General features: G+C 35.7%; 24 protein-coding genes and 1 pseudogene. 15 read left to right on the plus strand and 10 right to left on the minus strand.

Going from position 1 to position 24577, the window contains the following annotated elements; translation table 11 throughout:
* The first annotated feature begins 88 nt into the window (after positions 1 to 88).
* The 5 genes from speE (at position 89) to argS (ending at position 5484) form a co-directional block, all read left to right on the plus strand.
* Positions 89 to 940, plus strand: a complete 852-nt coding sequence (gene speE, locus NSQ89_RS24575) for a spermidine synthase (protein ID WP_095258227.1) — start codon at positions 89 to 91, stop codon at positions 938 to 940.
* 35 nt (positions 941 to 975) lie between these two features.
* Positions 976 to 1848: an agmatinase gene (gene speB, locus NSQ89_RS24580; protein ID WP_047940781.1), complete on the plus strand. Its 873-nt coding sequence runs from the start codon at positions 976 to 978 to the stop codon at positions 1846 to 1848.
* A gap of 266 nt (positions 1849 to 2114) precedes the next feature.
* Positions 2115 to 3215, plus strand: a complete 1101-nt coding sequence (locus tag NSQ89_RS24585) for an SH3 domain-containing protein (RefSeq protein WP_336045047.1) — start codon at positions 2115 to 2117, stop codon at positions 3213 to 3215.
* A 143-nt stretch (positions 3216 to 3358) separates the two neighbouring features.
* Entirely contained in the window at positions 3359 to 3811 is a 453-nt protein-coding gene (locus NSQ89_RS24590) for a DUF1934 domain-containing protein (protein ID WP_235850433.1), read from the plus strand.
* Between the two features lie 2 nt (positions 3812 to 3813).
* Positions 3814 to 5484: an arginine--tRNA ligase gene (gene argS / locus NSQ89_RS24595; protein ID WP_341133408.1), complete on the plus strand. Its 1671-nt coding sequence runs from the start codon at positions 3814 to 3816 to the stop codon at positions 5482 to 5484.
* 300 nt (positions 5485 to 5784) lie between these two features.
* Here the strand turns inward: argS and NSQ89_RS24600 are convergent, their stop codons facing one another.
* Genes NSQ89_RS24600 through NSQ89_RS24625 form a run of 6 tightly spaced genes read right to left on the minus strand, consistent with a single transcriptional unit; the run spans position 5785 to position 10484 of the window.
* On the minus strand, positions 5785 to 7167 hold the full coding sequence (locus NSQ89_RS24600; protein WP_047940777.1) for a HAMP domain-containing histidine kinase: 1383 nt from the start codon (positions 7165 to 7167) through the stop codon (positions 5785 to 5787).
* Positions 7158 to 7820 (minus strand): response regulator transcription factor, encoded by a 663-nt coding sequence (locus NSQ89_RS24605; protein WP_047940776.1) that lies wholly within the window; start codon positions 7818 to 7820, stop codon positions 7158 to 7160. Before NSQ89_RS24605 ends, NSQ89_RS24600 begins: the two co-directional genes overlap by 10 nt.
* Before the next feature lie 17 nt (positions 7821 to 7837).
* Positions 7838 to 8590 carry a lantibiotic immunity ABC transporter MutG family permease subunit gene (locus tag NSQ89_RS24610; protein ID WP_235850582.1) on the minus strand — a complete coding sequence of 251 codons (753 nt, stop codon included), beginning with the start codon at positions 8588 to 8590 and terminating at the stop codon, positions 7838 to 7840.
* Positions 8591 to 8603: 13 nt separating this feature from the next.
* Positions 8604 to 9359, minus strand: coding sequence for a lantibiotic immunity ABC transporter MutE/EpiE family permease subunit (locus tag NSQ89_RS24615; RefSeq protein ID WP_047940774.1), 756 nt, complete (start codon positions 9357 to 9359; stop codon positions 8604 to 8606).
* The gene (locus NSQ89_RS24620) at positions 9356 to 10072 is read right to left on the minus strand and encodes a lantibiotic protection ABC transporter ATP-binding protein (RefSeq protein ID WP_047940773.1); all 717 of its coding nucleotides are present in this window, start codon (positions 10070 to 10072) and stop codon (positions 9356 to 9358) included. The genes NSQ89_RS24615 and NSQ89_RS24620 overlap by 4 nt, the downstream gene beginning before the upstream one ends.
* Positions 10073 to 10085: 13 nt before the next feature.
* The gene (locus NSQ89_RS24625) at positions 10086 to 10484 is read right to left on the minus strand and encodes a NisI/SpaI family lantibiotic immunity lipoprotein (protein ID WP_341133409.1); all 399 of its coding nucleotides are present in this window, start codon (positions 10482 to 10484) and stop codon (positions 10086 to 10088) included.
* A gap of 627 nt (positions 10485 to 11111) precedes the next feature.
* Here NSQ89_RS24625 and NSQ89_RS24630 point away from each other — a divergent pair.
* Positions 11112 to 11226: pseudogene (locus tag NSQ89_RS24630) on the plus strand (transcriptional regulator); the annotation flags it as partial.
* Positions 11227 to 11370: 144 nt separating this feature from the next.
* Here the strand turns inward: NSQ89_RS24630 and NSQ89_RS24635 are convergent.
* Together NSQ89_RS24635 and NSQ89_RS24640 are read right to left on the minus strand one after the other, a co-directional pair.
* On the minus strand, positions 11371 to 12528 hold the full coding sequence (locus NSQ89_RS24635) for an ABC transporter permease (protein ID WP_047940770.1): 1158 nt from the start codon (positions 12526 to 12528) through the stop codon (positions 11371 to 11373).
* Positions 12518 to 13270 (minus strand): ATP-binding cassette domain-containing protein, encoded by a 753-nt coding sequence (locus NSQ89_RS24640; RefSeq protein ID WP_047940769.1) that lies wholly within the window; start codon positions 13268 to 13270, stop codon positions 12518 to 12520. Before NSQ89_RS24640 ends, NSQ89_RS24635 begins: the two co-directional genes overlap by 11 nt.
* Positions 13271 to 13504: 234 nt before the next feature.
* Between NSQ89_RS24640 and NSQ89_RS24645 the strand changes: the two genes are divergently transcribed.
* Together NSQ89_RS24645 and NSQ89_RS24650 are read left to right on the plus strand one after the other, a co-directional pair.
* Positions 13505 to 14203, plus strand: coding sequence for a LytR/AlgR family response regulator transcription factor (locus NSQ89_RS24645; protein WP_341133410.1), 699 nt, complete (start codon positions 13505 to 13507; stop codon positions 14201 to 14203).
* Between the two features lie 10 nt (positions 14204 to 14213).
* Positions 14214 to 15218 (plus strand): sensor histidine kinase, encoded by a 1005-nt coding sequence (locus NSQ89_RS24650; protein ID WP_341133411.1) that lies wholly within the window; start codon positions 14214 to 14216, stop codon positions 15216 to 15218.
* A 229-nt stretch (positions 15219 to 15447) separates the two neighbouring features.
* On the opposite strand, the gene cls is transcribed toward NSQ89_RS24650, so the two are convergent.
* Complete coding sequence (gene cls / locus NSQ89_RS24655) at positions 15448 to 16650, minus strand: cardiolipin synthase (RefSeq protein ID WP_047940768.1); 1203 nt, start codon at positions 16648 to 16650, stop codon at positions 15448 to 15450.
* 209 nt (positions 16651 to 16859) lie between these two features.
* On the opposite strand from cls, the gene NSQ89_RS24660 reads away from it, so the two are divergent.
* The 3 genes from NSQ89_RS24660 to NSQ89_RS24670 all read left to right on the plus strand — a co-directional run bounded on the left by NSQ89_RS24660 (position 16860) and on the right by NSQ89_RS24670 (position 19691).
* Positions 16860 to 17057 carry a hypothetical protein gene (locus NSQ89_RS24660; RefSeq protein WP_047940767.1) on the plus strand — a complete coding sequence of 66 codons (198 nt, stop codon included), beginning with the start codon at positions 16860 to 16862 and terminating at the stop codon, positions 17055 to 17057.
* Between the two features lie 232 nt (positions 17058 to 17289).
* The gene (rpoE, locus tag NSQ89_RS24665) at positions 17290 to 17844 is read left to right on the plus strand and encodes a DNA-directed RNA polymerase subunit delta (RefSeq protein WP_341133412.1); all 555 of its coding nucleotides are present in this window, start codon (positions 17290 to 17292) and stop codon (positions 17842 to 17844) included.
* Between the two features lie 242 nt (positions 17845 to 18086).
* Complete coding sequence (locus NSQ89_RS24670; RefSeq protein ID WP_047940764.1) at positions 18087 to 19691, plus strand: CTP synthase; 1605 nt, start codon at positions 18087 to 18089, stop codon at positions 19689 to 19691.
* 97 nt (positions 19692 to 19788) lie between these two features.
* Here the strand turns inward: NSQ89_RS24670 and NSQ89_RS24675 are convergent, their stop codons facing one another.
* Positions 19789 to 20319, minus strand: coding sequence for a DUF2529 domain-containing protein (locus tag NSQ89_RS24675; RefSeq protein ID WP_047940763.1), 531 nt, complete (start codon positions 20317 to 20319; stop codon positions 19789 to 19791).
* A 194-nt stretch (positions 20320 to 20513) separates the two neighbouring features.
* Here NSQ89_RS24675 and NSQ89_RS24680 point away from each other — a divergent pair, with 194 nt between their 5' ends.
* The 4 genes from NSQ89_RS24680 (at position 20514) to NSQ89_RS24695 (ending at position 23948) form a co-directional block, all read left to right on the plus strand.
* Positions 20514 to 20876, plus strand: coding sequence for a response regulator (locus NSQ89_RS24680; protein ID WP_047940762.1), 363 nt, complete (start codon positions 20514 to 20516; stop codon positions 20874 to 20876).
* A gap of 414 nt (positions 20877 to 21290) precedes the next feature.
* A complete protein-coding gene (locus NSQ89_RS24685) occupies positions 21291 to 22148 on the plus strand; it encodes a class II fructose-bisphosphate aldolase (RefSeq protein ID WP_047940761.1) in 858 nt (285 codons plus the stop codon).
* 121 nt (positions 22149 to 22269) lie between these two features.
* Positions 22270 to 22401, plus strand: coding sequence for a hypothetical protein (locus NSQ89_RS24690; RefSeq protein ID WP_268874793.1), 132 nt, complete (start codon positions 22270 to 22272; stop codon positions 22399 to 22401).
* A gap of 260 nt (positions 22402 to 22661) precedes the next feature.
* Positions 22662 to 23948: a UDP-N-acetylglucosamine 1-carboxyvinyltransferase gene (locus tag NSQ89_RS24695; RefSeq protein WP_047940760.1), complete on the plus strand. Its 1287-nt coding sequence runs from the start codon at positions 22662 to 22664 to the stop codon at positions 23946 to 23948.
* Positions 23949 to 24577 lie beyond the last annotated feature (629 nt).

Raw genomic sequence — 24577 nt, forward strand, 5'->3', positions numbered from 1 at the left:
GAAGATTGTACTCACAAGAAATGAAGAAACTAGGAATGTTTAGCATATAAGAAACTTTATACCAATCAAATGAATGGAGGATATGTCAATGGGAATTTGGTTTACAGAGAAGCAGACCGACGATTTTGGAATCACTATGAAAATCAAGCGTACATTACATACAGAACAAACACCGTTTCAAAAGTTAGATATGGTAGAAACAGAAGAATGGGGAAATATGCTATTATTGGACGATATGGTGATGACTTCTGTTAGAGATGAGTTTGTTTACCACGAAATGGTAGCACATATTCCACTGTTTACACATCCCAATCCTGAGTATGTTCTAGTTGTTGGCGGTGGGGACGGCGGGGTTATTCGAGAAGTTTTAAAGCATCCTAGTGTCAAAAAAGCGACGCTTGTTGATATTGATGGTAAAGTAATTGAATATAGTAAGAAGTTTCTACCAGAGATAGCAGGTAAGCTGGATGATCCAAGAGTAGATGTACAAGTAGGCGATGGGTTTATGCATATTGCCAAAAGCGAGAAGAAATACGATGTTATTATGGTTGATTCCACAGAACCAGTGGGTCCAGCTGTTAATCTGTTTACAAAGGGCTTTTATGCAGGAATAGCGAAAGCGTTAAAGGACGATGGACTTTTTGTTGCTCAAAGTGACAATCCTTGGTTTAAAGGAGAGCTCATTCGTTCCGTGCAAAGAGATGTAAAGGAAATATTCCCGATAACCAGATTATATATCGCCAATATTCCGACGTATCCAAGTGGCATGTGGGCATTTACAATTGGATCTAAACAGTATGATCCATTAAATGTTCCAGAAAGTCGCTTCCATTCGATAGAGACAAAGTATTATACGAAAGAGTTACACAAAGCAGCCTTCATCTTACCAAAGTTTGTTCAAGATCTCTGTGAAGGGGATAACAGCAAATCAAGGGAATGATTGGACTGCCTTTGAATAAAAAGGAGAGATGACTAATGCGTTTTGATGAATCGTATTCAGGAAATGTATTTATTAAAAGTTTTCCAAATTATGAAGAAAGCCAAGTAGTATTGTATGGTATGCCAATGGACTGGACCGTTAGCTTCCGTCCTGGCTCCCGTTTTGGCCCAGCAAGAATTCGAGAGGTTTCTGTTGGGTTAGAAGAATACAGCCCTTATTTGGATAGAGAGCTTGAGGAAGTAAAATATTTTGACGCAGGGGATATTCCTTTACCATTTGGAAATCCACAACGCAGCTTAGATATGATTGAAGAATTTGTGGACAAAGTATTAGGTGATAATAAATTTCCGCTTGGAATGGGAGGAGAGCATTTAGTATCGTGGGGCGTGTTCCAAGCAATGTATAAAAAATATCCGGATTTAGCTATCATACATATGGATGCCCATACAGATCTTCGCGATGAATATGAAGGAGAGCCATTGTCTCATTCCACGCCGATCAAAAAAGTAGCCAATTTAATTGGTCCCAAAAATGTATATTCATTTGGGATTCGTTCTGGAATGAAAGAAGAGTTCCAGTGGGCGAAAGAAGTAGGGATGCATATTTCTAAGTTTGAGGTGCTAGAGCCATTAAAAGAAATCTTGCCAACACTTGCAGGCAGACCTGTATATGTAACCATAGATATTGATGTCTTAGATCCAGCGCATGCCCCTGGAACAGGTACGGTGGATGCAGGAGGAATTACTTCAAAAGAATTATTAGCATCCATTCATGAAATAGCGCGCTCTAATGTTCAGGTAGTTGGAGCGGATTTAGTTGAAGTGGCGCCAATTTACGATCCATCTGAGCAAACAGCGAATACAGCAAGTAAATTAATCCGTGAAATGATTTTAGGGTTTGTAAAATAATATAATTTTAATAAGCTGGGACATAGTTTCCAGCTAGAAATAAAGTCAAACAATTGTACGAAAGATTTCATATGGTTGTTTGGCTTTATTATTAGACATTTTAAATTCAACCATTAACTTTAGAAAATGACTAGGAAAATATTGTAGCTTTGTAATGTGGTTATTAAGAAACTGAAATAGTGTTCTGCTAGACTATATATGGAGCATTTGGCGTATGCTTGTCCATGAAAAGGAGGGCATCATATTACATAGGGAGAAGGATGAAAATGGGGAAAAGGATTTTTGTTCTAATAGTAGGGGTAATGGTTTTATTTGCGGGCTTTCATTCAGTAAATACGGTACAAGCTGCTAGTAAAAAAACGAAATATGTGACAGCAAGCACTCTTAATATAAGAAGTGGTCCAGGTACTTCTTATAAAGTAGTGATAACCGTTAAGAAAAATCAGGCTGTAACAGTAACCCAAACAAAAGGGTCTTGGGATAAAGTGACAGTTGGAAAGAAAACAGGCTGGGCTTCTAACAAATATTTAACGACAAAAAAGCCAGCAGCAAAGGCAACGACATCTACAAAAACGATGTATGTTACAGCAAGTACGTTAAATGTGAGAAGTGGTACAGGAACCAACTATAAAGTAGTTGCGACAGTCAAAAAAAATCAATCTTTAAAAGTATCACAAACAAAGGGATCTTGGAGCAAGGTAACGGTGGGCAGCAAAACAGGCTGGGCATCAAGTAAATACCTAACAACCAAAAAACCCGCAGAACCAAAAAATTTAGCAGCTGGCCTAAAAACAGTAGGAAAGAATAAACAATTGATTCTTGTTACTTCAAATGGCTATAATATATCCTCTGCTGAGATTCGCACTTTTGAAAAAAATAAAAAGGGTGAATGGATTCCGGTTTTAACGACAACTGGACATATTGGGAAATATGGCTTTACTTCAAATATGAGTGAAGGCGGCAAAAAATCACCCATTGGGAAGTTTACGATCGGAACAGCGTTTGGTACACAAAAAAATCCTGGGACAAAATTACCTTATCGAAAGATAACCAATGATGATGTCTGGGTAGATGATCCGAAATCTAAGCTATATAACACATGGCAGTCGAAAAAGAAAACAAAAGGTCAATGGAAAAGTGCCGAAAATATGAATGTGCCGGCATACAAATATGGATTTGTTATTGACTACAATACAAAGCGAGTTCCTAATAAAGGAAGCGCAATTTTCTTCCATATTGCAAATAGTTATACGCTAGGCTGTACAGCAACTTCAGAAGCAAACGTTGTGAAGGTTTTAAAATGGCTGGATCCATCTAAAAATCCTGTGATTATCCAAACACCAATCAAGGAACTAAGCAACTATTAAAGCGAAAACCTGCAGATTGTACTGTAGGTTTTTTACATATAGGGTTATGTCAAGAGAGAATATCTTCGTTCTTTTACGAACCATCTTGCACTTCCCCTTTAAAAAATTTATACTTATAAAGTTACACAGTAAATGAAAAGGAAGTGTTGTCGTTGTCTCAACCATCAGGGCAACAAGTGCCTGTAAAATTACACGTTACAACACATATATATAACGGGAAAAATAAAGAAAGTATTGAGTGGATTGGGTTTGGTCAATACTTAGAAAAAGATACTAGTAAATATATAAAATATGAAGAAATCATAGAAGAAGGTACCATCAAAACAATTATTAAAATCACAGAAAAGGAAGGATTAATCCTTCGAAGTGGAGCAGTCAAAATGCGCCTTCCTTTTCTTATTAATAAACAAAAGGTCGGCAGCTACGAAAGTCCTTACGGTGTATTTCAGCTAGTTACCGATACAAAGAGACTGGCGCTAGAAGTGGAACAGCAAGCAACCACAGGTTCATTAGATATTTTATATGATTTAAAGATGCAAGGAAGCAATAATGGAACCTATCATATGACTATTTCATTTAAGGAGGAGACAGAGTAAAAATGAATATTGTAGATCAAATAAAGGACAAGCTAAAGGAAGAAATTAAACAAAGCGTCATAAAAGCTGGATTAGCAGCAGAAGAACAAATTCCCGAAGTAATATTGGAGTTGCCAAAGGATAAAGCCCATGGTGATTATTCTACAAATATGGCGATGCAATTAGCGAGAGTTGCCAAAAAAGCGCCAAGAATGATTGCAGAGGCGATTATTGAGAATTTCGATCAAACGAAAGCTTCTATTAAAAAAGTTGAAATAGCAGGTCCAGGTTTTATCAATTTTTATATGGATAATAGCTATCTAACGGATTTAATTCCAACTATCCTTAAAGCAGGAGAGCAATATGGACAAACTACAGTTGGAAATAATGAAAAAGTACAAGTGGAGTTTGTTTCAGCTAACCCAACTGGCGACCTTCACTTAGGTCATGCGCGTGGGGCGGCTGTAGGAGATTCTCTTTGCAATATCTTAGACAAAGCTGGCTATGATGTTTCAAGAGAATACTATATTAATGATGCTGGTAACCAAATTAATAACTTAGCATTATCGGTAGAAGCGCGTTATTTCCAAGCATTAGGGATGGAAAAAGAAATGCCGCAAGATGGCTATCATGGAGAAGACATTATCGGAATCGGGAAAAAGCTAGCAGAGGAATATGGGGATAAGTATGTCCATGTTTCAGAACAGGAACGTTTTGATTTCTTCCGTGAATACGGTCTGAAGTATGAAATGGCTAAATTAAAACAAGATTTAGAAGATTTCCGTGTGAAATTTGATGTGTGGTTCTCCGAAACATCTCTTTATCAAAATGGAAAGATTGATATAGCGTTAAACAAATTAAAGGAAAATGGCTATATTTTTGAACAGGATGGAGCGACATGGTTACGTTCTACTGATTTTGAAGATGATAAAGACCGTGTGCTTATTAAAAATGACGGCTCTTTTACGTACTTATTGCCAGACATCGCATATCATAAGGATAAATTAGATAGAGGCTTTGAAAAGCTTATTAATATTTGGGGTGCAGACCATCATGGTTACATTCCTCGTATGAAAGCTGCAATCCAAGCATTAGGATATAACAAAGAAGCATTAGAAGTGGAAATTATTCAGCTTGTTCACTTATATAAAAATGGCGAAAAAATGAAGATGAGTAAGCGTACAGGGAAAGCTGTAACAATGAGAGACTTAGTAGAAGAAGTAGGGCTAGATGCAACTCGTTATTTCTTCGCCATGAGAAGTGCGGATACGCATTTAGATTTTGACTTAGATCTCGCTGTATCCCAATCGAATGAAAACCCAGTATATTATGCACAATATGCCCATGCTCGTATTTCAAGTATCTTGAGACAAGGAAAGGAACAAGGAATCGAGCTGACCGATGAGCTGAATGCTGCATTAATTACGGCGGAAAAGGAATTTGACTTATTAAAGAAATTAGGAGAGTTCCCGCAGGCAGTAGGAGAAGCAGCATTAAAGAGAATGCCGCACCGTATTACGAATTATATTTACGATTTGGCATCAACTTTCCATAGCTTCTATAACGCTGAAAAAGTTTTAGATGCAGATAACTTAGAAAGAACAAAAGCACGTTTAGCATTAATCCAAGCAGCGCAAATCACATTAAGAAATGCCTTGGCGCTTATTGGCGTATCTGCACCAGAAAAAATGTAATAAATCAAAAGGAGGAAAGCGAAAATAGATGCTTTCCTCCTTTTAATAGTATTTCTTCAACATTTGCAAGGCATTCGATTTTTTTCTTTTGGTATTAAAAAAGGTAAGGAGAAGAGATTTAACATTTTCCTATTCCTATAATCCTCTTCAGTATTTGTAAGATCATATAAGAAATAAATAACGAGATGATGAAATTGAGTATTATATTAGCATTGCTGGCAGCTTCGATCATCATCAGCATTTTTATTTGGCTTTATACCGCGCGAAGCATTACAACCCACGTCCAGATAGGGCGTGGGGTTAATGATTTCTATATAAGGGTATTTTCACTCGCACTTCTCCGCCGCCCTCTATCGTGTTTCCAAGAGTCAGTTCTCCATTATGGAGATTCACAGCATTTTTTGCGAAGGTCAACCCCATTCCATAATGACCTTTAGACTGACGGGCCTTGTCATCCATGTAAAAAAGTTCTGTTGCTTTTTTTAGCCCGCTTTCCGAAAATCCATTTCCTGTGTCTTTTACCAAAAAGTAAAGAGTATCAGAATCGCATTCCGCATGCACCGAGACAGTCCCATCTTCTGGTGTATAATCAACCGCGTTTGTTAAAATATTCAATAACGCTCTATGTAACAGCTGCCAGTCAATTTCCGCCTCTTTCTTGAGATTTTCTTTTTTAAATGAAATAGTTATTTTCTTATTCCCTTTATAGGCGGATATATCTTTCTGCAGAGTTTCTGTCAGCTTATCTATAAAGGCTTTCTCCAAATGAATAGTTAAGGAATCCTCCGTTCTTGAAAGATAAATAAGCTGAGAAATATATTGTTCAATTTGATTTCCTGCTCCAAGAATATACTTTGTATACTCAGCTTGTTCTTCGTTTTGAATAGATAAGCTGAGTAATTCAGCATTTCCTTTAATAATGGTAATCGGGATTTTGATATCATGTGCCAAAGCACCAATTTGCTCTTTCTTATTTTTTTCTAACCGCCACTGGGCCTCGAGTGATGACCGAAGAGCATCTCTCATTTCAATTAAGGAGTCAATTACATCATCAAATTCCTTAATATGTGTAAATTCGGGGGTGAACTGCAAATTTTGCTCTTTTATATATCGAGTAATTACATTCAGTGTTTCAAAATGTTTTCTTAATCTATTAGCAAAGTACGTTGTTATAATAGAAATGTCTATAATGAGCAAGATTATCAAAATACTGATACTCGTTAATTCATAATTAGGAAGGTATTTTCTTAATAAAGGTGAGCTGAAATCTGCCCGTAATGAATATTGCAAAATACAATACTCATTTTTTCTTTCTATAATCAAATATCCTTTTTGTTTATAATTGACATACGGTTTTTTTTCAAGCTTCTTTTTTACCAGGTTCAGATCTGTTTCTTTAATAGTTCCAGCTGTTTTTTGTTTTGTTTCTTTATCTAGGAGGGCAAATGACATCGTATCAGGAATCACATCAGCAGTTACTTTATCTACATGTTCCAGCTTCGGCGCAAGTTTCTCTGCTTCTTGTTCATTATAATTTGCTGGATGTGAGAAGCCCATATTCATAGCGATGGTATTCATAAATAAATAGAGCAGAGCAAGTACAATCAAACTAATACATAACGCAGCTATATACTTTATCAGTTCTCTAAGAAGTGTTTTTTGGCCATTAAAATTTATTCCCATTTGTACCCGAATCCCCATACCGTTTTGATAGGGTCTGCATTATGCTCTTTACATTTTCTGCGAATCGTTCTGATAAACTCAGTAATTGTTGAATACAAGGCATTCCCCTCTAGTCCATATATCTCCTCGTAAATTTGTTCTCTTGAAAAAGTTCTCCCTTTATGTTGAGCTAAAAATTCAAATATTTTATATTCATTTTTTGTTAAGTTAAGTTTTTGATTATTGATAAATACTTCTTTACTATCAAAATGAAATAAAAAACCAGAGATGACTCTTTTCGATTGATGTTTGTCTCTCCGTTCCCTTCTTAAGTGAGCATTAACTCTAGCACTAAGCTCTCTAACGCCGAACGGCTTTGTAATATAATCATCTCCGCCAGTAATGAGGCCTTTGATTATCGCTTCCTCTTCAGTTTTAGCCGTGAGGAATAATATGGGACAATCCACCAAAGGCCGTATCTGTTTACATAGCTCAAAACCGTCAATGTCCGGCATCATAACATCAAGCAAAATTAAATCATATCCTTGAAATAAATCAGGCGGCTGGCCTTTAACACGATCTAAAGTGTCGACTTTATGCTGATCACGGCGCAAAATATTTTGTATCAGTGCAAGAATATCTTTTTCATCATCGACAGCAAGGATTTTTGCCATTTTCCATCCCCCTCATGCTATTCAAACGTTTTTCTGCCTTCCCATCTGCTAAACCATATTAGACTGGCAATAATTATACATACTGTACCAAAAACAACAATAAATACCGCTGAATTTATTTCATGCATTAATAAAGAATAATTCCCTTTTTCTATAAAATGGAGAACCCCATTTAAACCTGATAATCTAATACTCCAAGCCCAAGGGTTATATTTCCATATCGCATCTCCTAATCCAGTATTCATGAGAGCTGTCAAAAGCAGGCCCGCTCCGCCTATCAGAACAGAAGCACCCATTCCAAACATACAGCTGATAAAAAAATAAATAACATATAGAACGACACTGCCCGCAACCAGCCAGGCAGCACCTGTTATAAAAATATCATAAGGCAAATCCGGCACATTTAAAATAAATGTTAATCCCATTATATAAAGGAAAAGCGCTATGCCAATTGAGCAAAGTTCCATGAGAAGAAGCATTAACATTTTACTAGCATAAGCAATAATTTTCGGAGATGTGCCTCCCAGCAACACTTGGAATTTTCCAGCCTGTTCTTCTAAAGATGCGGTCATGCCGCATAAAACCCCTATGAGCAGCGGTAATGCAATAGCAATAGCTTCCATAAAAGATTTATACAAATGAAATTGGCTTTGGTCTCTTCCATAAAAATACAGGATTAACACACCTGAACAAACTATAGGGATAATGAAATGCAGCCACATAAAGGAGGTGTGCCTGTTTTTTTGAAAATCAGCTTGTAAACACCTCAAAAGCAGTCCCACTTTACATCGCCCCCTGCTTTTTTCTTCTGTAATCAATGGAAGGAGCAAATGAACGGCTGGTTAAAAACGCTATTAACAAAAATAATAGTACAGAAATCAATATAGCGGGAGGGACGACCATCCAACTCAACAAAGGATTATTTTTTTCAAGCAACAGACCGTTAGGGTGAATACCTATTGTTGGACACATCATTCGGATTGGCCAGCTCCACGGAATAAACCACCAAAAAGAGCGAGATGCCGGCATTATTCCCAAAACAAATGTTCCTATGAGATTTAACATTACTGCTATTGTAAGACCCCACTTTTTGGCAACAAATAAACAAAGTGGAATTTGCCAAAGGCTTGTTACCCAAAGCAATAAACTTGCGGCAACTGTAGAAAGCGTAACAATGGCAAAATCAGCTAAAACGAATCCCATAAGTAACATAAACACTAAAAATACAATTTGAGATAATAACGAATAAACCATAATAATGACAATCTTAGAATACCATAATCTCCCCAAATCAATAGGCAATGAATATGTGCCATTATAATTAGAGGCTTTTTTTTCTTTTTGATGAGATAACGAGCAAAGTAAAGCAATCATCACTGGCATAAAAATAATAGACCACCAGTTAAAAGTACCGGAAACAAAAAATTGAATGTTCATTAAAAAAGAAAAACCTATATTAAGGAGCGGTACAAAGATAATCATTTTTCTAGAAAAAGTCCGTTTAAACTTCAGGTTTTCGGCCTTCATATAATTTATCATCTTTTTACACCCTCTTTTTCACGGCTTGCCTTTACAACTTCCATAAACAAATGCTCTAAATCATCAGTCTTATTTATTTCGCCCTGGTATCCAAGGTGACCGCCGATGATAATCCCAATATGATCTGCTATTTGCTCTACTTCTGAAAGGATATGACTAGATAAAATCACGGTTATTCCTTCTTGAGGAAAAGAGCGGATAAGGTCTCGGAGCTCCTGAATACCGATTGGATCTAGCCCGTTCGTAGGCTCATCAAGAATTAATAATTTAGGATGATTTAATAAAGCAATAGCAATCCCCAGCCGCTGCCTCATCCCCATAGAAAACTGGCCTGCTCTTTTCTCACCAGTATGCTGCATATCTACAGTCTTTAGCACACTGTGTATACGCTCTTCAGATAGGCCCAGCAGCGTGGCATGTACTTTTACATTTTCAAATGCTGTTAAATTATCGTAAATGGGCGGAGCTTCTATTAAAGATCCAATATTTTGCAAATCAGAACGATCCCATTTATGTCCGTCGAAGAAAACCTCACCAGAAGTCTTCCGTAAAATTCCTGTCAATATTTTAAGTGTTGTCGATTTCCCAGCTCCATTTGGTCCAAGCAGACCATAAATGCTGTTTTTTTGAACAGTTAGTGAAACATCTGAAACAGCTGTTTCCTTGCCAAACTTTTTTGTAAGACTTTTGGTTTCTAATAGGACTGCACTCATTTCACACTCTCCCTTATTCCTTTTCATTCTTAATCAAAACCGCCCGATAATACTCGTGATTAAACTCAACGATGATTTCATCTTTGGCATCGACGTCTTCGTTTGCACTGTAAACCTTCCCATATCGTAAAGGTTTTTTCTCTCTGATATCATCAGGGTCAAGAGAGATATACGGTTCTTTCAGTTCTTCTTCCGACCATCTCTTTCCGTCGCTATCTACAAAGAAAGTTTTGCCTATTGCCCCTATGACTTTTCCTTTTGTGTCTTCATCAACTTTATCTTTCAGCTGATAAAGTTTTTCGTTGTAGACCACTTGAGCGAATTTTCCCTTAGCAATCAAACTCTCCATTGTTTCAGCTGTTTCGTTTTCGTTACCCTCAGTAAAATGCATTGTTTTTTTTTGTTTCTTCAATGGTTTTATCTTTAAACTTTGTTAATGATTGACATGCAGATAACATAAGTAAAACAATAAAACAGCATGAAATGTTTATACATCTTCTTAAAAACATATACACCACCTCAATCTTATGACTTTTCCCCCTGTGCGTGTCTATGTGGGATGTTGATTATTCTAGAATACTTTTATCAAAATTTAATCAAGATACATTTCTAACTGGAAACTCAAAACATTTGGGCTACTGGCAATACGATCGACTTGTCCAAATAAAAAGGGGGATAGATGAGATTCAAATATATTTTCTTTCTCAAAATTTTTGTGTCTTGATCAATAAAGGTTTTTTAATATCCCAATACTTGTTCAATAAATAATCTTTAAGGTTATACAATTTTAATTCTTTAAAAGAAAAATTATGTGGAGTATATAAATGATATCCAAGATTTTCTTTCTGCACTGCCTGTTTCCAAAGTATAAAAAATTCCTGCTGTCCAATTTTCAAGAAATAAAATAGAGAAATGACTGGAATCACCAATAAGGATAGTTTAGACTTTGGATTCCATGACATAAAAAACGTAATTAAAAGTATAGAAAATAGATTATTCAAGAACGGAAGGGGAGGAAAGTGCCGGTAGAAAGAAATAGATTAGACGTGATTACGTCTTGCAGTATTATGGTCAAAAACGATTATTTCCTTAATCAGCTTGCGCTGGAAATCGGAGTCTTACCCGCCGCATTGAGCCGCTTGCTAAATGGAGAAAGTGAAGTGTATTCAGGCTGCGGCTGATCACCACAGACCCTTTTTCTTAAAAATTAATTAAACCCCGAACAATTATACGAATATTTTTTTTAGTGTGTACGTATAATTATTCGGGGTTATATTTGATTGAAATACTTATTATGCTTAATTAATAACCCACTTATCCTTTAAAAATAGCATTCTGCCAATCAGAAAGGAAATAACGATAAAGACTAAATTTGATCCTAGGGTAAGAAGCAAATGCTGATAAATTATTTCCCCGAATATTAACTCTTTTAGAGTGCTAAATACATTAACAAAAGGAATAATAAAATGGTTAGTAGTTAATTCATTTATTCCAGTAGTTGATAAAAGCATCATTGGAAAAATAGTCAGAAGCAGTATCGGTGTGCTATAGCTTTGAGCCTCTTTAATCGTCTTACCAATAATACTAGTAATCATAAGCAATGAAGCAATTAACATAGAGTAAATAATCGTCATAACCAAAGCGAATAAGATAATTAATGCAAAATTATCATGCACAGGAACAGCATTTTTTAAATTTTCCGTAAAAAAGGCAATTTCAAGCACAACTACCAGCAAAGTGATCAAACCAGTTAAAACCCCAATGGTGGTGATAGTTAACCATTTAGAAATAACTAAAGTTGAACGCTTTACGGGAGTCATTAATAATGCCTCCATTGTTTTCTTTTCTTTTTCTCCTGCAAACAGATCCGCAGCGGCAGGAGAAGCTCCGACTCCTAAAGCTAATGATAGGATTAATGGAATAAGCATAGCGACTAAATTAATGGTTGGGTCCTCTGCAGAAATTTCTTGTTGTTCAATAGAGAAAGGCTGTACAATCGAACTTTCGACACCTGCTTCATTTAATCGTTCTGTTACCACCATCTTTTCGTATTCATTTAATGCATTCATAACAATCGAAAGTAACGTAGAAGATTTTTCACTAAAGGAATCTCCAATGAGAACGATATTGGTATTTTCTCCTTGGCTGAGTTTTTCGCTAAAACCATTCTCTATCAGTATGGCAGCCTGTGCATCTCCGTCTTTTACCATTTTTTCGGGATTATCAGAATCTATTAATTCAATGTTTGTATAAGCAGCTAAATTAGCTTTCATCTCTTCGTTTATATTTGTTGGAATGGCTAATTGGTAGGTGTCTCCTTCATCACTAGATACTAACTTTTCATAAAAGAGGGTTAAGCCTGTCATCATAATAATCGGTAAGAAAACGGAAAGTAGTAATGTGCGTCTATCGCGAAATGAATCCTTTAATTCTTTTAAAAATAATTTAAATAGCATATGTGTTTCCTCCTCTAACTAATTTACTCATAAAGATGTAGTTTAGGTCCTGGCTGCCTTCCGCTTTGTATAAATCTTCAAGCTTTCCATGATAGACAAGCTCTCCTTTGTGTATCATAGCAACGCTATCACAAAGCAACGCTACTTCTTCCATAATGTGGCTGGAAAATAATATGGTTTTTCCTTCTCTTTTTAATTGATGAACAAGCTGGCGGAATACATTTGAAGCAGTAATATCCAAGCCTGTTGTAGGTTCATCAAAAAGAATAATTTCGGGGTCATGAATAATCGCTCGTGCAATCGCCACTTTTTGTCTCATCCCTTTAGAAAAGCCGCCAACCTTGCGATTTAAATAATCTCTCATTCCAAACATCCTAGAAAGCTCATCGATTCTTACCTTTGTTTCATGTTTTCCTAATCCGTATAGATTAGCAAAGTACTCCAAATTCTCTCTTGCAGTTAATCGCTCATAAAGACCAGTTTCTCCACCGAATAGAACACCAATTTTTTGTTTAATTTCATTTGGGTTTTTCTTTGTATCATATTGATCAACCGTTATAGTTCCTTCTGTTGGTTGAATAAGGGTGGCAATGGAACGTAGAAGCGTCGTCTTGCCTGCTCCATTCTCTCCAAGTAAAGCAATTGTTTCTCCTTTTTTTATGGAAAATGACACGTGTTTCAGGGCTGTTACAGAAGTTTTTTTATCTTGGAATTTTTTAGTTACCGTTTGAATTGTTATCATACTCTTTCACCTCGTATTGGTTTCGTTACATTTATCATAATCGGAGAGCCTCTTTTTTTCTGCCATTATGTCACGAAAATGGCTTTTCATGTCGTGAAAAGGGAGGATACCGCATATAGGAATACTTGTGGGGATGGAAAATGCGGTGAAACCCATCCGAACGTAGAGAAATCATGGTAAAATAAAAAGGGTAATTTCTGTCAGTATTTGTGGGGATGAAGGGAGAAAGAAAAGTTGAGAGTTGGTTTAGTTGATGACCGTATGATTGATCTAGATAAATTAATAGGCATTGTTTCCGGTATTCCTGATGTTGAGATTATCTTCTCAACACTTTCTGCGGAAGAGGCTTATACGGAAATAAAAAAAGAAAGCATTGATTTGTTAATTGCGGATATTGAAATGCCAGGTTTATCGGGATTTGAATTAGCGGACATTATTCATTCTCATGCTTTGAATATTTTGGTCATTTTTGTAACAGGTACTAGTGGCTATGCTGTTCATGCCTTTGAACTGAACGTCCATGACTATATTATGAAGCCTTATAATAAGGAGCGGCTTACCCAATCGGTACACCGAGCATTAGAAAAGACAAAGTCTACAGAGATTGCTGGAAGACTTTATATTAAGCAAAAGAGTGAAATTCACATTATCCAAAAGAAGGATATTGTTTTTATTGAACGATCTGGAAGGTCAACAACCATTTATACAAAAGCAGAAGCGATCAAAACATATCAAACGTTAAATGAATTAGAGGGAGAACTGAGAGAAAGAGATTTTATTCGCTCCCATCGATCCTTTATTATAAACATTCATTATGTTAAAAATTTTTCTCTTTATGCAAAGAACTCTTATGCTGTAGCATTCGAAGGATTAGAGGAAAAGGCATTGATTACAAAGGAAAAGGTAGATTTTCTTCAGGAAAATTATTTTTAAAGAGGTATATATGATTAATAATAACCATTTTTATTGGCTGCTTATTGCTGTCTATAGCACCATACATAGCAAAATAGTAATCGACCACGTAAGTTTTTCAGTGCAAGTATATTGGATCTTTGCATTCTTTGTGGGAATATGCTTTGTTTTTTCGAAATATTTACATCAAGATAAAGCTGTTATTACTTCCAGCTTAGAAGTTCTCTTCTGGCTTGTACAATCATTGGTTTTGCTTTTGCATATTCAGGTTACTTTCACATACTGGAATATATTATTCCTGCTGTTGTTTGTACTAATAGAAATAGTGCGGTTTATGATTGGAGGAAAAATCTTTTCACTACAACAGGCAAAAGAGTCCTACGAGAAGGAGATAAGCCAATATAATGAACTTTTTCAAGTAGTGCGCAGCGAAAGACATGATTTTTTAAAGCATATTTCAGCTGTGCATTTTATGCTGGAAAAAGAGGGTTCCTCCCATGCTAAGTGTTATTTAGACGAACTGGTAGAAGGATATGAAGAAACAAATCTATCTATAAAAGGGGAAAGTGGATCTGTAGCCTCTGTCTTGCATAGAGTTTATAAGCAGGCGGTTCAGGAAAATATCGCGCTAAAATATGATTTTGATATACCTTTATCGACGTTGCCGATGAAAGAAAAGGATATCGTCGGTTTAGTAGGAAATTTATTGTCTAATAGCTTAGAAGCAAGTCGAGAATGGCAGCAAGAGTATCAACGAGAGGCCCATATTACTATTCGGCTATCCAAAAGAAGTGGGCTTTATTTACTGACATGCAAAAATGACTGCTTGCCTATTCCAGTTTCCATCTTAGACTCTTTATATAAGAAATTTGGTAAGTCGACGAAGATGGGGAAAGAACGAGGATATGGAACAAGAATCATCCTTGATATCGTGAAGAAGCATTGTGGCTATCTTGATTACACCTATAAGGAAGAATCATTTTTTGTCAAAATAAAAATACCAGTCATAAAAAACAGTAACGATGTTTATGATTGATTGGATATTGGTTGCAAATCCGAAGCAGCTTAGGGGTAGCCCATGGAAAGTGAATGGTATTCCGTCTGCGGAAAATAACTACAAAATAATTCTTTTTTAAAAATAAAGACCCAAACAGTCACAAGAAGTTTTATTTACTTCTTGTGATTGTTTGGGGTTATGTTTAGCTGGAATACTTATATTCCGGGCATGTCTTTACAAAACGTCTAGGGATAGTTCCGTAATGTGTTTATAGAAATGGAGCGAAAAGGCGGGCTATCCATTCTTTTAGCTTACTTCTCATTGTAATGGTATCTAAACCTTCAAGAGATAACTCCTTTGCCTGCTGTAAATCCTCTGTTGTAATCTTGTTCATTCTTTCTATAAAGCCTTGGTCGTAGATACAACAATTTAACTCATGATTTAAAAAGATACTGCGTCTATCAAAATTGGCTGAACCAATAATGATAATTTCATTATCAATATTAATTAATTTACCATGAAAAAAACCATTCATATACTGATAAACACTTGCTCCATGTGCAAGCAATGTACGTAAATAAGGAAAAGAAGCCTCCTTGACCAATAAATGATCAGCCTTATCTGGAATAAGGATAGTAATGGAAATATTTCTATGTAATGCTCTTAGTAACTCGCTTGTTATTTGTTTACTAGGTATAAAATAAGGAGTGGTAATTAAAAGAGAACTTTTGCAGTTTTTTATGACATGACAGACTATTTCTTCTAAGTAAACCCCTTGTGTAGGAATTATTTGATGCCTAGATGCTCCCTTTTTTTGCACAGGAAAATATATTCGATTTTGCAGTAGATTTATCTTTGAAGCTTTTAACCAATCCATTAAAAATTCTCGCTGTAAGTCATCGACCCCTTCGCCAATCAATTTAAGATGATAGTCACGCCACGGGCTCAATTTAATATTGGCATGAATATAATCCTTGCCAATATTAAAGCCGCCCATAAAACCAACTTTACCATCAATAATAGCAATTTTTCTATGGTTTCTAACCTGCAAGGAATAAAATAGATAAGGGAAAGATGGAAGCTGGCAAAAAGCAAACTGAATACCAGCCTTTTTTAATTCTTCCCTAACTTTTCTTCTTATTTTATAACTTCCTAACCAATCTAAAATAAGACGCACTTCCACTCCTTCATGTGCTTTTGATTTTAAAAGATTGAGAAACTCTTTGGAAATACTGTCTGTTTTAATAGTATAAAAAAGAATATGGACATGATCAGTAGCCTCTTCAATTGCTTGAAAGAGGGCTGGAAAAAGCTCCGTTCCGTCCGAGTAAATGTGAAAGTCACTATATCTAAAAGGATGATTTTTTCGATTGATTTTTTGGTGCTGAGCTCTCTTACCTAATTGAAAGTCCAGGTAAAGAAGGAAAATGAGTATGGCAATAATGCTTAGGATAATCAAGAATGTCTTCATTCATAATGCCCTCCTTAGAAGGATAGTATTGCCGATATTCCCTTCCTTTCATACCTTGCTTGGTAATGTCCGTAGAGATTGCTATTCATCAAAATTACAATAAATGATGGGAGAGAAAAGAAAAAATAGAGTATAGACTTGCGCACCCCTTGATAGAATCGTTATCCTAGAAGTAAGAATATTCTACATTTAGTTGGGATGGATTAGCAGTGCGGAAATTATGGATATGGATGGGAATACCTGTATATATGGTGGTGTTTACTTTCCTTTATAAGCATCACTTAGGTTCCATTGGCTTCTTTCTTTTATCCCTTCTGTTTTTTAAACTAGCTAAGAACAAACATTCAAAAATAATGGGAAAAGAGAAGGAAAACTTTTATTTTGAAGAAAAGTTAAATAAACCTTAACTAGAACTAGCATATTCACCTAAAATTTGTTTATAATGGAGAATATGTATTTTTACTATTTTAGTTAAAGCTCTTTTCAAAAGGCATTAAAATAGGTTATAGGATTTATTGCAGAATGATCAACAAAAGCATAGAAAAATAATAAACTCCCGAAAAGTGAAACTTCCACCTGAATTTCAGTCCGAGCTTTCAGGAAAGGGATAAGAGTAGATAAGAAAGGAAGTGCAAAAGAATGAGTGTTGATAAATACACACAAGAAGAACTAAAAGAAATGTCGCTAATTGATGTAGCACATGAAATTATGAATGGTGGTAAAACACCTTATGCGTTTAATGAACTAATGGATGAAGTAGCAAAATTAGTTGGGTTAAGTGAAGAAGAGGTTAATGAAAAAATAGCACAATTATATACAGATGTTAATATTGATGGTCGCTTCTTATCATTAGGAGACAATCGTTGGGGGCTTCGTTTATGGTATCCTGTAGATAAGTCAGAAGAAGATGTCGTAACAGTCACAAAACCGAAGAAGAAGAAAGCGAAAAAAGCTGTCGATGATGACTTCGATGATTTTGATAGCCTAGATGAAGATGACGATTTTGATGACTTTGATGCTGATCTAGATGACGAAGAGCTTCTAGATGAGGATGAGGATTTAGATGAAGAAGATGATGATCTACTAGATGACGATTTGTCAGAAGATGATGATGACTTCGATGAAGATTATGAAATCGATGACGATGACGAGGAAGACGACGACGAATTTGATGACGAGGATGAGGATAAATAATCTCCTAGTCTTGACATTTAGAGTCGTTGCTAGTAAAATCTTTTTTGGGCTCCTTAAAAAGAGGAACGAACTAAAATTCGCTAAATATAGCGCTCCCTTACTTTTAGAAAGTAAGTGGAGCGCTTTTTATTTTTTAGTAAAGAAAGTAAATAGCAATCGTTTCATACCCCTCTAAAAAAATTAGTTAATTCGTCTTAAATAAAGAGGAATTGGAGCAAACTTAAATCAAGGGGGATTATATAATGACAAAATATATTTTTGTAACAGGTGGAGTAGTATCTTCACTAGGAAAAGGTATTACAGCAGCATCACTAGGACGCTTGCTCAAAAATCGTGGTGTAAGTGTAACGATTCAAAAGTTTGACCCGTATATCAATGTGGATCCTGGTACAATGAGTCCATATCAGCATGGAGAAGTGTTTGTAACAGATGATGGTGCAGAAACGGACTTAGACTTAGGACACTATGAGCGTTTTATTGATATCAATTTAACGAAATATAATAATGTGACAACAGGAAAAATCTATTCTACTGTATTAAGAAAAGAACGTAGAGGAGATTATCTTGGCGGTACAGTGCAAGTAATTCCACACATTACCAATGAGATCAAAGAACGAGTATTTAGAGCTGGTCGTGAAACGAATGCAGATGTAGTAATTACAGAAATCGGCGGAACGGTTGGAGACATCGAATCCTTACCATTCTTAGAAGCTATTCGTCAAATTAAAAGTGATATTGGTCGTGACAATGTTATGTATATTCATTGTACATTGGTACCATACATCAAAGCTGCAGGGGAAATGAAAACTAAACCAACACAACATAGTGTAAAAGAGCTGCGCAGCTTAGGAATTCAGCCAAATGTGATTGTAGTAAGAACAGAAAAACCTATTTCTGAAGATATGAAGGATAAAATTGCTTTATTCTGTGATATAGACAATAAATCTGTTATTGAGTGTCGTGATGCAGATACACTTTATACTATTCCATTAGCTCTTCAAGAGCAAAATCTTGATCAAATTGTATGTGATCATTTAAAGCTTAAATGTCAAGAAGCAGATATGACAGAATGGATTGAACTAGTAGATCGCGTTCGTCATCTTTCTAAAACAACAAAAATTGCCCTTGTTGGTAAATATGTTGAATTACAAGATGCTTATATTTCTGTAGTAGAAGCTTTAAAACATGCTGGATATGCATATGATGCTGACATTGAGATCGATTGGATCAATGCAGAGCAGGTAACGAAAGAAAATGTCCAAGAATTATTACAAGATGCAGATGGAATTCTTGTACCAGGAGGATTCGGAGACCGTGGCGTGGAAGGGAAAATCCTTGCAACGCAATATGCACGTGAACAGAAGGTTCCTTTCTTTGGAATTTGCTTAGGTATGCAGGTAGCATCTATCGAATTTGCTCGTAATGTTTTAGGTTGGAATGATGCTCATTCTTCTGAAATTAACGAAGCAACAACGCATCCAGTTATTGACCTTCTGCCAGAACAGAAGGATGTGGAAGATTTAGGTGGAACACTTCGTTTAGGTTTATATCCATGTAAATTAAAAGAAGATACTAGAGCATATGAAGCATATCAAGACGAGGTAATTTATGAGAGACATCGTCATCGTTATGAGTTCAATAATCAATATCGTCAAGAGATGGAAAATGCAGGATTTGTATTCTCAGGAACTAGCCCAGATGGCCGTTTAGTGGAAATTGTTGAATTAAAAGATCATCCTTGGTTTGTTGCTTCTCAATTCCACCCAGAATTTATCTCGAGACCAACTCGCCCGCAACCTCTTTTCCGTGAGTTTGTTGGTGCATCTATCCGCTTAGCAGAAAAATAAAGTTTAGGGCAAACTTAAAAAAGAGGCTATTCCACTTATTTGGAAAAGTCTCTTTTTTGTAATGTTTTCTAACATTTAATGTAATAGTCATTCTTCTTTATAAATCATATTCTTTGAGAATTTCATCGGTTGTAAATTTAATGCCATGATAAATAAAAAGAGCAGCAATTAACGATGGATAGCCATATCGCTTTCCTTCATCGTCAGGCAATAAGCCTTTAGAAAGTCTTAAGTCGATAGAAACATCTGCGAAGTCAATCAGTGATTCGATATCAGGATTGGTAATGGAACAGATGGAAATAAAGGGAACTTGAGCATCGTATAGCTGTTTAGCAAATGTGTTTATTTCTTCCTCTTCATTTGTTCGAGCAAAAAGAATAAACCGATCGTTTGAGGTAATAGATTCAAGCGGTGTATTTGCCCATTCTTCTGTATTTGGCATTGGCTCCATCCCAGTTGTTGCTTCTGCTATTACTCCAGCCATTTCATTTGTGGCATAGAAATAAATCTTCCCGTCACTGACAATGGCTTGTGCTAATAGTCTTGAACTGTCTTCGATTGCTTCCTCTTCTTTCTCATGCAATCTTTTAAATAGCCCACTTAGTTGAGTGGAAAACATTTTAAGCAAGTTTGAAAACCTCCATTTTATTAAATTAAAACAGTAATTTGCTTCATATAGTAGATAATTATAATTAAATTGAAGGAAAAGGTAAAATTTAAGGGGATTAGCAGGAAAAAACGACTAAATAGTAGAAAAAGATAAAGTATGATAAAATCGAGAGAATACATACATATAACTTGACTTAGAAGGGAAGGTTCCTTATGAAAGGGAAAATATTAATTGTTGATGATCAATTCGGCATTAGAATCCTTTTGAATGAAGTTTTTCAAAAGGAAGGCTATAAGACGTTCCAAGCTGCAAATGGGAATCAGGCGTTAGAAATTGTGACAAGAGAATCACCTGATTTAGTGCTGCTTGATATGAAAATTCCAGGAATGGATGGAATTGAAATTTTAAAACGAATGAAAAAGCTTAATCAAGATATTCGTGTGATTATCATGACAGCTTATGGAGAACTTGATATGATTCAAGAAGCGAAGGACCTTGGTGCCTTAACGCATTTTGCTAAACCGTTTGATATTGATGATTTGAGAGAGGCTGTTAAGAAGTACATTAATCATTAATCGCCATATTTTATACATATTTATTAGCCAGATAGTCCTTATATGTTTTCCCTTATCTCTAAAAATGTAGTTTCTGTTTAGAAGCTATTGTTTTTTTGAAATCTAAATCTGTGATGTTTCTTACTAAGCCATTATAGGTCATATTTCCAATGCTTTTTCTATAGTTTATAAGTGGATTTAGAATTAAAGTGCTTTCATTCGTCAAAAAGTATATTAATTTGTGACAAAATAGAAAAAAAAGCTTGAACGATAGCATTTCTTGTTTTATTTTGGTATGATTACAATTGAGTTTTTAAATGGAATGATTCGTTTTATTTTACTTGAGGTATTATATACATATTCAACTTTCCTTTGGGAATTTTAATAAAGATTCTCTTGTAAAAAAGAACGATCATTAAATAAGGAGGAAGAAATATGCCTTTAGTTTCAATGAAAGACATGTTAAACAAAGCAAAAGCAGAAGGCTATGCTGTTGGTCAATTTAACTTAAATAATCTTGAGTTTACTCAAGCAATTCTTCAAGCTGCAGAAGAAGAAAAATCTCCAGTTATTCTTGGGGTTTCTGAAGGTGCTGGCCGTTATATGGGTGGCTTCAAAACTGTTGTTAAAATGGTAGAAGGTTTAATGGAAGACTATAACATCACAGTTCCTGTTGCTATTCATTTAGATCACGGTTCAAGTTTCGAAAAATGTAAAGAAGCTATCGATGCTGGCTTTACATCTGTAATGATCGATGCTTCTCACCATCCATTTGATGAGAACGTTGAGATTACTTCTAAAGTAGTAGAATATGCACATGCTAAAGGTGTTTCTGTAGAAGCAGAACTTGGTACTGTTGGTGGACAAGAAGATGACGTTGTAGCTGAAGGTGTAATTTATGCTGATGCTAACGAATGTGTTGAACTTGTTAAACGTACTGGCATTGACACTTTAGCTCCTGCTTTAGGATCTGTTCACGGTCCTTACAAAGGTGAGCCTAACTTAGGTTTTAAAGAAATGGAAGAAATCGGCAACTTAACTGGTTTACCATTAGTATTACACGGTGGTACTGGTATCCCAACAAAAGATATCACAAAAGCTATTTCTTTAGGAACAGCTAAAATCAACGTTAACACTGAAAACCAAATTGCTTCTGCTAAAGCTGTTCGCGAAACATTAGCTGCTAAACCAGAAGAATATGATCCACGTAAATACTTAGGACCTGCTCGTGATGCGATTAAAGCAACTGTAATCGGCAAAATCAAAGAATTTGGTTCTTCTAATAAAGCATAATTTTATCTAAAGGAAAGAGAGGATATCTTTTAGGGGAAGGCCCTTAAAGGATATCCTCTTTTTTATGGAATATTTCTAAAAAGATGTTTTTGTTAGAGGTAAAAGGAGATACTTGTAAAGAATGGAACAAATAAATACCTCGAAAAATAACTTCCATATTTATATTTCAAAAGGGATACTAGCAAGCAGCTTTCAGTTGATTAGCGAATTACCAAAGATTATCATGACTGGTTTATGGAAAAAGCGTATATGAAAGTTGAAGATTCATAGTACCAGATAAATGCCAATAAATTGGTTCGAGTATCATGATGCCTTATATAGGTAATACTAAAAATGTTTGTACTTTGTTAACACAATAGAATGTAAAGTTCATACATATATACTTTTCCATTGAGTCTTAATATTTGGTATAATAAGTAACAGTAATTCAAACAAGATTCTACATCCAAGCCTCATCTTGATTAACTTATAGCAGAATTCGTACTTTTGCATTGGCTTAGAAGGGAGCTAGAAATGGAAAAACTTATGATTGCAGGTGGATCACCTTTAAAAGGAACGGTTAGAGTTAGTGGTGCAAAAAATAGTGCAGTGGCACTTATACCAGCAACCATTTTAGCTGAATCTCCCGTTACTATTGAGGGACTGCCTGACATTTCAGATGTTCAGATATTAAAAGAGATTATGGAAGAGTTAGGTGGAACGGTATCTATATCAGAGTCTGATATAACAATTGATCCCTCTTCTATGATTTCTATGCCTATGCCGAATGGGAAGGTAAAAAAATTGCGTGCTTCTTATTATTTAATGGGAGCCATGCTAGGACGATTTAAAAAGGCGGTAATTGGCTTACCTGGTGGCTGTCATCTAGGACCAAGACCGATAGATCAGCATATTAAAGGATTTGAAGCACTTGGTGCACAGGTTACAAATGAACAAGGAGCCATTTATCTTCGAGCAGATGAGTTAAGGGGAGCAAGAATTTACTTAGATGTAGTAAGCGTCGGGGCAACAATCAATATTATGCTTGCAGCAGTACGAGCAAAGGGGAAAACCATCATCGAAAATGCTGCTAAAGAACCGGAAATTATTGATGTGGCAACACTTTTAACCAATATGGGAGCGAAAATAAAAGGTGCAGGAACTGATGTAATTCGGATTGAAGGGGTAGATCATCTTCATGGTTGCCGTCACACTATTATTCCGGATCGAATCGAGGCTGGTACTTATATTATAATTGGAGCAGCAGTTGGAGATGGTGTGCTTGTGGATAATGTGATCCCTCAACATTTAGAGTCTCTAATTGCGAAATTAAGAGAGATGGGAGTCTCGATTGAATCAAGTGATGAACAAGTGTTTATCAGCTCCAATAACTCTTTGAAACCAGTAGATATAAAAACACTTGTATATCCTGGGTTTCCAACAGATCTTCAGCAGCCATTCACGTCCCTTTTAACAAAGACAAATGGTACAAGTATGGTTACAGATACAATTTACGGTGCAAGATTTAAACATATTGATGAGCTGCGTCGAATGAATGCCGCAATAAAAGTTGAGGGACGATCTGCCATTATTAATGGCCCTGTTCATTTGCAAGGTGCCAAAGTAAAAGCAAGTGATTTACGTGCTGGTGCATCCTTAGTAATAGCAGGGCTTATGGCAGATGGAGTGACAGAAATTACGGGTCTTGAGCATATTGATAGAGGGTACAGCCATATAGTGGAAAAACTTACTGGTTTAGGCGCGACAATATGGCGAGAAAAGATGACCGAAGAGGAATATGAACAAATAAATAATGGCTAAGCTATAATGAACTAGTAAAGCGCCGTGTTATTCATTAAGAATCAGCCAATATAGGAGAACAGAGGGAGGAAGTTCCCTCTGTTCTAGATTCATTAAAAACTTTTTGGAAAAAGAATTTGAACGGAAATAAGTCTAATAAACCATTCATACGTAAGATTTTCGCTATAAAAGGGGTGTAGGGACCATCCTTTTAAATTTGCTTTGTGAAAAAATAAATGTCCTCCAAAACGGGAATATTCATTAAGCTTCCTCCATACCTTCCTTTTCGAACGACCCTAAAAAAAGAAGGATGAAAACGAAACTTCATCCATATTCCGCTTCCATTATGGAGTGGACAAGTGTTGGTAAAAAAATTCTTGTTGCACATTTTTCGTAGATGGAGGTAAAATAGAGATTGCTTTTAATTGATTCTCGTTGAAGCTAATAGAAACCTGAAGGATAAAATAAAAACTCCTCTTAAGATAAATTTATATTCAAATCAAGGCTCCTTCCGCTTTATTGAAAGAAAGCCATTCTTATGAAAAAAGTTATAAGAAAATGAAAGTATACGATTTATCGATAGCTGGAGAAGAAGCAGGATTCTTCTTTTCCATCCTTCACTTTAATTATTTCTCGCATCAAAATTTCTC

Origin of the sequence: Niallia sp. FSL R7-0648 (assembly GCF_038007005.1) — a bacterium.
In the GTDB taxonomy this organism is placed as follows: Bacteria; Bacillota; Bacilli; order Bacillales; family Cytobacillaceae; genus Niallia; species Niallia circulans.

Coding starts and splice junctions, on each gene's coding strand:
- speE (WP_095258227.1), top strand. CDS start 89: ATGGGAATTTGGTTTACAGAGAAGCAGACCGACGATTTTGGAATCACT.
- speB (WP_047940781.1), top strand. CDS start 976: ATGCGTTTTGATGAATCGTATTCAGGAAATGTATTTATTAAAAGTTTT.
- NSQ89_RS24585 (WP_336045047.1), top strand. CDS start 2,115: ATGGGGAAAAGGATTTTTGTTCTAATAGTAGGGGTAATGGTTTTATTT.
- argS (WP_341133408.1), top strand. CDS start 3,814: ATGAATATTGTAGATCAAATAAAGGACAAGCTAAAGGAAGAAATTAAA.
- NSQ89_RS24600 (WP_047940777.1), bottom strand. CDS start 7,167: ATGGGAATAAATTTTAATGGCCAAAAAACACTTCTTAGAGAACTGATA.
- NSQ89_RS24605 (WP_047940776.1), bottom strand. CDS start 7,820: ATGGCAAAAATCCTTGCTGTCGATGATGAAAAAGATATTCTTGCACTG.
- NSQ89_RS24615 (WP_047940774.1), bottom strand. CDS start 9,359: ATGATAAATTATATGAAGGCCGAAAACCTGAAGTTTAAACGGACTTTT.
- NSQ89_RS24620 (WP_047940773.1), bottom strand. CDS start 10,072: ATGAGTGCAGTCCTATTAGAAACCAAAAGTCTTACAAAAAAGTTTGGC.
- NSQ89_RS24635 (WP_047940770.1), bottom strand. CDS start 12,528: ATGCTATTTAAATTATTTTTAAAAGAATTAAAGGATTCATTTCGCGAT.
- NSQ89_RS24640 (WP_047940769.1), bottom strand. CDS start 13,270: ATGATAACAATTCAAACGGTAACTAAAAAATTCCAAGATAAAAAAACT.
- NSQ89_RS24650 (WP_341133411.1), top strand. CDS start 14,214: ATGATTAATAATAACCATTTTTATTGGCTGCTTATTGCTGTCTATAGC.
- cls (WP_047940768.1), bottom strand. CDS start 16,650: ATGAAGACATTCTTGATTATCCTAAGCATTATTGCCATACTCATTTTC.
- rpoE (WP_341133412.1), top strand. CDS start 17,290: ATGAGTGTTGATAAATACACACAAGAAGAACTAAAAGAAATGTCGCTA.
- NSQ89_RS24670 (WP_047940764.1), top strand. CDS start 18,087: ATGACAAAATATATTTTTGTAACAGGTGGAGTAGTATCTTCACTAGGA.
- NSQ89_RS24680 (WP_047940762.1), top strand. CDS start 20,514: ATGAAAGGGAAAATATTAATTGTTGATGATCAATTCGGCATTAGAATC.
- NSQ89_RS24685 (WP_047940761.1), top strand. CDS start 21,291: ATGCCTTTAGTTTCAATGAAAGACATGTTAAACAAAGCAAAAGCAGAA.
- NSQ89_RS24690 (WP_268874793.1), top strand. CDS start 22,270: ATGGAACAAATAAATACCTCGAAAAATAACTTCCATATTTATATTTCA.
- NSQ89_RS24695 (WP_047940760.1), top strand. CDS start 22,662: ATGGAAAAACTTATGATTGCAGGTGGATCACCTTTAAAAGGAACGGTT.